General features: G+C 69.2%; 8 protein-coding genes and 1 pseudogene. 4 read left to right on the forward strand and 5 right to left on the reverse strand.

Going from position 1 to position 8673, the window contains the following annotated elements; genetic code table 11:
- Nucleotides 1-22: 22 nt before the first annotated feature.
- The gene (locus FM069_RS18220; RefSeq protein ID WP_143489797.1) at nucleotides 23-232 is read left to right on the forward strand and encodes a YgdI/YgdR family lipoprotein; all 210 of its coding nucleotides are present in this window, start codon (nucleotides 23-25) and stop codon (nucleotides 230-232) included.
- A 99-nt stretch (nucleotides 233-331) separates the two neighbouring features.
- Here FM069_RS18220 and FM069_RS22400 read toward each other — a convergent pair whose 3' ends face one another.
- The 3 genes and pseudogenes from FM069_RS22400 to FM069_RS18230 all read right to left on the reverse strand — a co-directional run bounded on the left by FM069_RS22400 (nucleotide 332) and on the right by FM069_RS18230 (nucleotide 3096).
- The gene (locus FM069_RS22400) at nucleotides 332-586 is read right to left on the reverse strand and encodes a DbpA RNA binding domain-containing protein (protein ID WP_407681597.1); all 255 of its coding nucleotides are present in this window, start codon (nucleotides 584-586) and stop codon (nucleotides 332-334) included.
- Nucleotides 587-804: 218 nt separating this feature from the next.
- Nucleotides 805-1993 (reverse strand): annotated as a pseudogene (locus FM069_RS18225) (DEAD/DEAH box helicase); the annotation flags it as partial.
- Between the two features lie 356 nt (nucleotides 1994-2349).
- The gene (locus FM069_RS18230; RefSeq protein ID WP_143489799.1) at nucleotides 2350-3096 is read right to left on the reverse strand and encodes a spermidine synthase; all 747 of its coding nucleotides are present in this window, start codon (nucleotides 3094-3096) and stop codon (nucleotides 2350-2352) included.
- A 152-nt stretch (nucleotides 3097-3248) separates the two neighbouring features.
- On the opposite strand from FM069_RS18230, the gene FM069_RS18235 reads away from it, so the two are divergent.
- Both FM069_RS18235 and FM069_RS18240 read left to right on the forward strand, forming a co-directional pair.
- The gene (locus FM069_RS18235; protein ID WP_143489800.1) at nucleotides 3249-4616 is read left to right on the forward strand and encodes a class II 3-deoxy-7-phosphoheptulonate synthase; all 1368 of its coding nucleotides are present in this window, start codon (nucleotides 3249-3251) and stop codon (nucleotides 4614-4616) included.
- Nucleotides 4617-4659: 43 nt separating this feature from the next.
- Nucleotides 4660-5169, forward strand: coding sequence for a cupin domain-containing protein (locus FM069_RS18240; RefSeq protein ID WP_143489801.1), 510 nt, complete (start codon nucleotides 4660-4662; stop codon nucleotides 5167-5169).
- Here FM069_RS18240 and FM069_RS18245 read toward each other — a convergent pair.
- Entirely contained in the window at nucleotides 5138-6394 is a 1257-nt protein-coding gene (locus FM069_RS18245) for a winged helix-turn-helix domain-containing protein (protein ID WP_143489802.1), read from the reverse strand. The genes FM069_RS18240 and FM069_RS18245 overlap by 32 nt on opposite strands.
- A 297-nt stretch (nucleotides 6395-6691) precedes the next feature.
- Nucleotides 6692-7129, reverse strand: a complete 438-nt coding sequence (locus FM069_RS18250) for a hypothetical protein (protein ID WP_143489803.1) — start codon at nucleotides 7127-7129, stop codon at nucleotides 6692-6694.
- Nucleotides 7130-7329: 200 nt separating this feature from the next.
- On the opposite strand from FM069_RS18250, the gene FM069_RS18255 reads away from it, so the two are divergent.
- Nucleotides 7330-8673 (forward strand): dipeptidase (locus FM069_RS18255; protein WP_143489804.1); only part of this gene is annotated, 1344 nt, incomplete at its 3' end.

The raw sequence follows: 8673 nt of genomic DNA on the forward strand, positions 1-8673 counted from the left end.
GACTGATCAGGAGAGTTACATCATGAAGCACTGGATTATCGCCGTATTCTGCGTTCTCGGTCTGGCTGGCTGCGCCAGTGACTACATCATCGCGACCACCGACGGCCAGATGATCACCGCCGACGGCAAGCCGAAGCTGGACGAAGACACCGGCATGCTCAAGTTCGAGGATGGCGAAGGCAACGAGCAGCAGATTCCCCAGTCCGAGGTGAAGCAGATCATCGAACGCTGATCGCTGCGGACACAAAAAACCCCACTCACGTGGGGTTTTTCGTTTTCAGCGGCACTTGGAGCGAACGCCGGACCTGGCCGACGCGCGCGGCGTCGCGGATCAATCTTCGCGGTAGCGGCGCAGCTTCAGGGATTTGCCCGCCACGCGGGTGTCCTTCAGCTTGCCCAGCAGACGCTCGAGGCCTTCTTCCGGCAGCTCCACCAGACTGAAGGTCTCGCGAATCTGGATGCGACCGATGGCCTCCCGGGCCAACCCGCCCTCGTTGAGGATGGCGCCCAGCAGGTTCTTCGCGGCGATCCCGTCGCGGGCACCCAGGGCGGTGCGGCAGCGCACCCGGCCTTCAGCCAGGGGCATCGGTGCACGGCGCTCGCGGACGTCGCCCGGAGCGCGTTCGCGACGCTCGCGGGGAGCGGAGGCGCCCGGCACCAGCGGCTGCTCCCGCTCCACGTCGGCCAGGTTCAGGGACTGGCCGTTGGTGGCCTTGCGCAGCAGGGCCGACGCCAGCGCCCGCGGGCTGCAGCCGATCTCGGTGATCAGGCGGTCCAGCAGTTCGCCATGGCTGGTTTCCGCATCGGCCACCAGCGGGGTCAGCCCGCCGATCAGTTTCTTGATGCGTGCATCCAGCACCTGCTGGGCGTTGGGCAGGCGCACCTCGGCGACCGCCTGGCCGGTAACCCGCTCGATCACCTGCAGCATGCGCCGCTCGCGGGGGGTCACCAGCAACAGGGCGCGACCGTCGCGTCCGGCACGGCCGGTACGGCCGATGCGGTGCACGTAGGACTCGGGGTCGTAGGGCATGTCCACGTTGAGCACGTGGGTGATGCGCGGCACATCGATGCCCCGCGCCGCGACGTCGGTGGCCACCACGATGTCCAGGCGGCCATCCTTGAGGGACTCGATCACCCGCTCGCGCTGGTTCTGGGCGATGTCGCCGTTGAGAGCGGCCGCCTTGTAGCCCTTGGCTTCCAGGGCGCTGGCCAGGTCGAGGGTGGCCTGCTTGGTGCGGACGAAGGCGATCAGCGCGTCGAATTCTTCGACTTCCAGCAGGCGCAGTACCGCACCCACCTTCTGGTCGGCGTGGATCAGCAAGTGAGCCTGGTCGATGCGCGAGACGGTTTGGGTCTTGGCGGCAATCTTGACGTGCTTGGGCTCTTTCAGGTGACGCTCGGCGATGGAGCGGATCGACGGCGGCAGCGTGGCGGAGAACAGCACGGTCTGGCGACCTTCCGGTATGGCCTGGAAGATCACTTCCAGGTCATCCATGAAGCCCAGCTTGAGCATCTCGTCCGCCTCGTCGAGCACCAGGCGCTCCACGGTGCTGAGCAGTTTCTCATCGCGCCGCAGGTGGTCGCACAGGCGGCCCGGGGTCGCAACGATGATCTGCGCGCCCTGGCGCAGGGCCTTCAGCTGCGGGCCCATGGGCGCGCCACCGTACACCGCGACCACGCCGACGCCGGACATCTGCTTGGAATAGGTCTCGAAGGCGGTGGCCACCTGCAGGGCCAGCTCGCGGGTGGGGGTCAGGATCAGCACCTGGGGCTCGCGGCGCGCCGGGTCGAGGCGGCTCAGCAGCGGCAGGGCGAAAGCGGCGGTCTTGCCGGTGCCGGTCTGGGCCTGGCCGATCATGTCGTGGCCGGCGAGGATCACCGGGATCGACTGGGCCTGGATCGGCGAGGGCTCTTCATAGCCGACGGCGCTGACGGCGGCAAGAATCTGGGGATGAAGGTCGAGTGCGGCGAAGCCGCCGATTTCCTGGGTCATGGGTCTGCCTCATGTGCATCCGCAAAGACCCAAGTGTCCAAGGCTGCGCATGCCGTGAAGACCCGGAGGTCACCCTGGCAGCCTGGTCGGCGAGAATTTGCGAGAACGCGGTGAATGGATGAATCGTCAAGGATGGTCCGCGGGGCGGACGTGCAGCCGAAGCAAGCGCTTCGAGAGTCGCAGTACCTGAACGGGGCCAGCGAAAGGCCGGCGCGCACTATACCGGATTTTCCTGACCGCCGTGCAGGTTTTTGCGCAGCTGGATCGTTTCACCGCCAGACGGTGCCAGGACGGGCATACGGACACTCTCCGGAAAACCGCCTGAGCGCCGCATCCACCTCAGGATGGGAAATCCCTCAGCTGGCATCCCGAAGAGCGGCGAACAGTGGCATCAGCGAATAGCCCAGCCGCGGCGCCAGCGCCTCGGCGCGTCGGGCCAGCGCGTCCCGGTCCAGTTCCTGTTCCAGGTCGGCGGGCACCAGCAGGATCACGTTGCCCTCCTTCACCGGGCATTCCCAGTAATGACGGTGGTAGAGGCCGCGCAGCAGCGCCGCGCCGAGGGGTTTGCCGTCGTCGGTGGCCCACTGGTTGATCACCAGCCAGCCGCCCGGGTTGAGGCGGCGCTGGCAGTTCTCCAGGAATTTCCAGGCCAGGTGGCCGACGCCCGGGCCGGTGTCGGTGTAGAGGTCGACGAAGATCAGGTCGGCGCTTTCCGCGCTGTCCAGCAGCTCCAGGGCATCGCCGATGCGGATGGTCAGCCGCGGGTCGTCCGCCAGCCCCAGGTACTCCATGGCCAGGCGCGGCACGTCGGGCCGCAATTCGATGGCCTCGACATCCTCCAGGGGCAGGAAGGCCAGGCAGGCCTGGGTCAGGTTGCCGGCGCCCAGGCCCAGGAACAGCGCGGTCTCCGGGTGCTCGTGGCACAGCGCGCCCAGCAGCATGGCGCGGGTGTAGTCGTATTCGAGCCAGGCGGTATCGGGCACGAACACGCAGCTCTGCTCGACCGCCTCGCCGAATTCCAGGAAACGGTAGTCGCCCGCCTCCAGCACCCGGATGGTGCCGTACTGGTCCCGTACTTCCGTCAGCACCCGCTCTTCGCTCATCGCGGCCCCGCTCGATCGTTCCCGGCCATTCGGCCCCAAGGCGGCCGATCATAGCGCAGCGGCCGGCAGGCACGGCATCGCATCGGCTGGCAGCCGCCAGGCGATCGGTTACCATGCCGCATCCTTTGCCACGTCCGAAACGAGTGCCTTCGATGAGCGAGCCGTCGACTTCCCCCCGCCCTGCCTGGAGCCCCGAAAGCTGGAGAACCCGGCCGATCCAGCAGCAGCCGGACTACCCCGACGACGAGCACCTGCGGCGCGTGCTGAAAACCCTCGGCGGCTTCCCGCCCCTGGTGTTCGCCGGGGAGGCCCGGGAACTGCGCCGGCAGTTCGCCGAAGTCACCCAGGGCCGGGCCTTCCTGCTCCAGGGCGGCGACTGCGCGGAGAGCTTCGCCGAGTTCTCTGCGGCGAAGATCCGCGACACCTTCAAGGTGCTGCTGCAGATGGCCATCGTCATGACCTTCGCCGCCGGCTGCCCGGTGGTGAAGGTGGGCCGCATGGCCGGGCAGTTCGCCAAGCCCCGCTCGTCCGGCAACGAGACCGTGGGCGACGTCACCCTCCCCGCCTACCGCGGCGACATCGTCAACGGCATCGGCTTCGACCTGGCCAACCGCACCCCGGACCCGGAGCGCCTGCTTTCCGCCTACCACCAGTCCACCGCCAGCCTCAACCTGCTGCGGGCCTTCGCCCAGGGCGGCTTCGCCGACGTGCACCAGGTGCATCGCTGGAACCTGGACTTCATCGCCAACTCGGCGCTGACCGAGAAATACAGCCAGCTGGCCAGCCGCCTCGACGAGACCCTGGCATTCATGCGCGCCTGCGGCCTGGACAGCGCGCCCCAGTTGCGGGAGGCCAGCTTCTTCACCGCCCACGAGGCGCTGCTGCTGGACTACGAGGAAGCCTTCGTCCGCCGCGACAGCCTCACGGGCGACTGGTACGACTGCTCCGCCCACATGCTGTGGATCGGCGACCGCACGCGCCAGCCGGACGGCGCCCACGTGGAATTCCTGCGCGGCGTGAACAACCCCATCGGCCTCAAGGTCGGCCCGACGATCCAGGACGACGACCTGCTGCGGCTGATCGACCTCCTCAACCCGGACAACGACCCCGGCCGCCTCAACCTGATCGTGCGCATGGGGGCGGACAAGGTGGAGCAGCACCTGCCCCGGCTGTTGCGCACCGTGCAGCGCGAAGGCCACCAGGTGCTGTGGAGTTCCGACCCGATGCACGGCAACACGATCAAGGCCTCCAGTGGCTACAAGACCCGCGACTTCGCGCGCATCCTCGCCGAGGTCCGGCAGTTCTTCGACGTGCACCAGGCCGAGGGCACCTACGCCGGCGGCATCCACATCGAGATGACCGGGCAGAACGTCACCGAGTGCATCGGCGGCGCCCGGCCCATCACCGAGGACGGCCTGTCGGACCGCTACCACACCCACTGCGACCCACGGCTGAACGCCGACCAGTCCCTGGAACTGGCCTTCATGATCGCCGAGACCCTGAAACAGGTCCGGCGCTGATCGCCATCACCGCCGGCGACCGGCCGGCCCGGAGAGAACCGCGATGGACCGTGCCGAACCGCTGATCGTCAATCTGGACGAAGCCGAGGAAGAGCTCGATTTCGAAGGCCCCCACCATGGCAGCGCGACCCGCCGCCTGACACCGCCGCGGAACGGCCAGCGGCCGCGCCTCGGGGTCCGCGCCACCCGCGTACCTTCCGGCCGTACCGCCTGCCCGTTCCATGCCCACGCCCGGGAGGACGAGGTGTTCTACGTGCTGTCGGGGCGCGGCCTGTTCCGCTATGGCGAGCAGGTGCGGGAGATTCGGGCGGGGGATTGCGTGTCCTGCCCCGCCGGCACCGGCATCGCCCACCAGTTGGCCAATCCCTTCGAGGACGATTTGGTCTACCTGAGCATCGGCCCCCACGACCCCGACGAGGTCTGCGTGTACCCGGACAGCGGCAAGGTGATGGTGCGCAGCCTGGGCGAGGTGGGCCGCCTGCACGCCACCGACTACTTCGATGGCGAACCGGAGCGCCCGCTCATTCTGGACAGCCGTCCGACCCGGGACTGAGCCGGGTGGACGACAGGTCCGCCAGGGCGAGGCGCAGACGCTCGGCCTGCGGGCGCGGACAGCCGACCTGGATAGTGGCGAGCCCCAGCCAGTCCGCCAGGTGCGTCAGCTGCGAGGCGAGTGCCGCCACGCCCGCGTCGTCGAGGCCATTGGGCTCTTCATGCACGGCATGCACCGCCAGCCGGCCCGCGGCGCGCTCGGCCCGCAGGTCCACCCGGGCCGGGATGCGCGCGCCATGGAGGAACGGCAGCACGTAGTAGCCGTACACCCGCTGCGGCGCGGGCGTGTAGATCTCCAGGCGATAGCGGAAATCGAACAGCCGCTCCGTGCGGGCACGCTCCCAGACCAGGGAATCGAAGGGCGACAGCAGCGCACTGGCGTCCACCCGGCGCGGAATGCGCGGGCTGCCGCGGCAATAGGCCGGGCGGTTCCACCCCTCCACCTGCACCGCTTGCAGGCCGCCGGCCTCCAGGAGTTCGGCGAGGCGCTGTCTCGCGTCCGCCGGGTCGAGCCGGTAGTAGTCCCGCAGGTCGCTCTCCGTGGCCACGCCCAGGGCGTCCGCCGCCCGCAGCAGCAGGCATCGCTGCGCCTCGGCCTCGTCCGGGATGGCCAGTGCCAGCACCTCGGCGGGCAACACCCGCTCCGGCAGGTCATAGAGCCGCTCGAAACCACGGCGGCCAGCCACGGTCAGGCGGCCGACAGCAAACAGCCATTCGAGGGCATGCTTCTCGTCACTCCAGTCCCACCACGGGCCGGCCTTTTCCGTCCGGGTGGTAAGCGCCCCCGCCCCCAGAGCGCCGCCCGCCTCCACTGCCCGGTAGACCCGCTCGATGACGTCCTGGCGCTCGCGGCCGAAGCGAGCCATGCCACTGTAGATGCCGCGCCCCTGTTCCGCCCGGCGCATCCGCCAGGCCAGCAGCGGGTAGAGCGACACCGGCAGCAGGGAGGCCTCGTGCCCCCAGTATTCGAACAGCGCCCGCTTGCGCCGCGGGCCCCAGGCCAGGGTTTCCAGGTGCTCCCGGGGGTAGGGGCCGAGGCGGGAGAACAGCGGCAGGTAGTGGGAGCGGACCAGGGCGTTCACCGAGTCGATCTGCACCACGCCGAGCCGCTCGACCACGCGCTTCACGTCACGCACGCCGACGCCGGCCGCCGGTGCCGCGAAGCCCTGGGCCGCCAACGCCAGGCGCCGGGCCTCGGCCAGGGACAGGCGTTCCCGCGCCGCCATCAGCACGCCTCCAGGGCGTTCGCACGAGCCGCCCGCGATAGCGGTGCCGCCCCATTCGCGCGGCTACGTGGGGTGTTCCGCTGCCAACCCTTGCCCTCAACCATCATGTGCACTGCCCTACCCTTCCACGGCTTCATGCCCATCCGGGCGACGAACGCCCAGCATACCGTCATCGAGGGACGCGGCGCGCGACGCCCTCGCCTGTCCGCCGCCGCTCTGCGAACCTTGGGTTGGCGTCATCAGGCTTCGGGTCGAGGCCGGCTCCGCTCCGGGCGAACCCCTCGCCCGGCGAGCACGTCACTCCGGCGCCGGAACCACCCGGGGGCGCCGGTAGGCGCCGAGGCTGATGCGGTACAGGTTCGGCTGGCCGGGCTCGAGGGTGTAGTGCTCGATCACCTTCTGCCAGGCCACGGAGCACAGGGCGCGCCCGGAGGGGTCGGCCACCACGGAGAGGACCAGTTCGCCAGGCGGCGCGTAGAACGTGGCGGTTTCGGCGGGGTCCAGGCGGGCCGCCAGGGTACCGTCCACTTCCAGCCCCAGGTAGCAGCCGCTCCCCATGTAGCCTTCGTCCCGGGTCACCACCAGGGGCAGGTAACCCTCCTTCTTTTCCTGGTAGGCCAGCAGGCGCTCCGCGGGCGCGGCCTTGGCCTCCTGGTAGGGGACCGGGGCGGTCCGGACGAACACGGTGCACCCTCCCAGCCACACCGGCAGCAACGCCACCACAAGCCTTTTCATGCAGGTCTCCCTCTCGACATAGACCGCCCGGCGGACGGCGCGGGCGGATTCTACGCCGGTGTCGACGGACCACGCCGCGACACGATGTCCTCCCGCTAAATTTCCCCTCGGACGGCTCGTTCAACCCTGACAACAGGCGACCCGGTGCGACCCGCAGCGGCCATGGCGTCGCCCTCGGTCACCCTGCAACCGGTCGGGCAATGAGCACATCGCGAACGAAGAAAACCCTGTATGTCGGCCTGCCGCTGCTGCTGGCGCTGGGGGCCGGGGCCTACCTCAGCTGGCGGTTCGTCTGGGGCGGCACCGCCGACTACTCCCCCGAAGTGATGCGCCACGCCACGGAACTGCAGGAGCGCATCCTGTCCTTCGACAGCCACATCACCGTCCCCCTGGCCTTCGGCGGCGAAGGCAGCGAGGCGGACAAGGATGGCGAGGACCAGTTCGACCTGGCCAAGGCCGGTCGCGGGCGGCTGTCCGGCGCGGCCCTGACTGTTTTCGGGTGGCCGGAGCTGTGGAACGGCCCCAATGCGCCCCACCGCCCCACCCCCGGCTTCGTCGACGAAGCGCGCCACCAGCAGGAAACCCGCTACCGGATCATCACCGGCATCGCCCGGGACTTCCCCAACCAGGTGGGCATCGCCTACACCCCCGACGACTTCCGCCGCCTCGCCGGGGAAGGCAAGTTCGCCATTTTCATCAGCATGCTCAACGCCTACCCGCTGGGAGACGACCTGTCTCAGCTGGACCGCTGGACCGCCCGCGGCATGCGCATGTTCGGCTTCAGCTACGTCGGCAACAACGACTGGGCCGACTCGTCCCGCCCCCTGCCGTTCTTCAACGACTCCCCGGACGCCCTGGGCGGCCTCGCGCCCATCGGCAAGCAGGCGGTGGAGCGCCTCAACCGCCTGGGGGTGATCATCGACGTCTCGCAGATGTCGACCCCCGCTCTGGAGGACGTGGTGAGCCTCACCCGCGCCCCGGTGGTGGCGTCCCACTCGGCGGTGCGCGGGCTGGTGGACATCCCGCGCAACCTCAGCGACCGCGAGCTGCAATTGATCAAACAGACCGGTGGGGTGGTACAGATCGTCGGCTTCCCCACCTACCTGCGCCCCCTGAGCCAGCCCACCCTGGACAAGCTCAACGCCCTGCGCGCGCGTTTCGACCTGCAGCCGCTGCCGAACCTGGCCTACGCGCTGATGCCCGGCGACCCGGCCATCGCCATCTGGCCGGAGAAGAAGTTCGGCGAGTACGCCAAGTCGCTGTACGCGATCCTCGACGAGGAGCCCAAGGCCACCCTCAGGGACTTCGGCGACGCCATCGACTACGCGGTGAAGAAGATCGGCATCGACCACGTCGGCATCAGTTCCGACTTCAACGACGGCGGCGGCCTGGCCAACTGGAAGGACGTGGGCGACAACCGCAACGTGACCGCCGAGCTGATTCGTCGCGGCTATTCGGACGCCGATATCGCCAAGCTCTGGGCCGGCAACTTCCTGCGGGTCTGGGGCGAGGTCCAGGCCCACGGCGAGTCCCCCGCCCCGGCC

Source organism: Pseudomonas mangiferae, from assembly GCF_007109405.1.
Taxonomy (GTDB): Bacteria; Pseudomonadota; Gammaproteobacteria; order Pseudomonadales; family Pseudomonadaceae; genus Pseudomonas_T; species Pseudomonas_T mangiferae.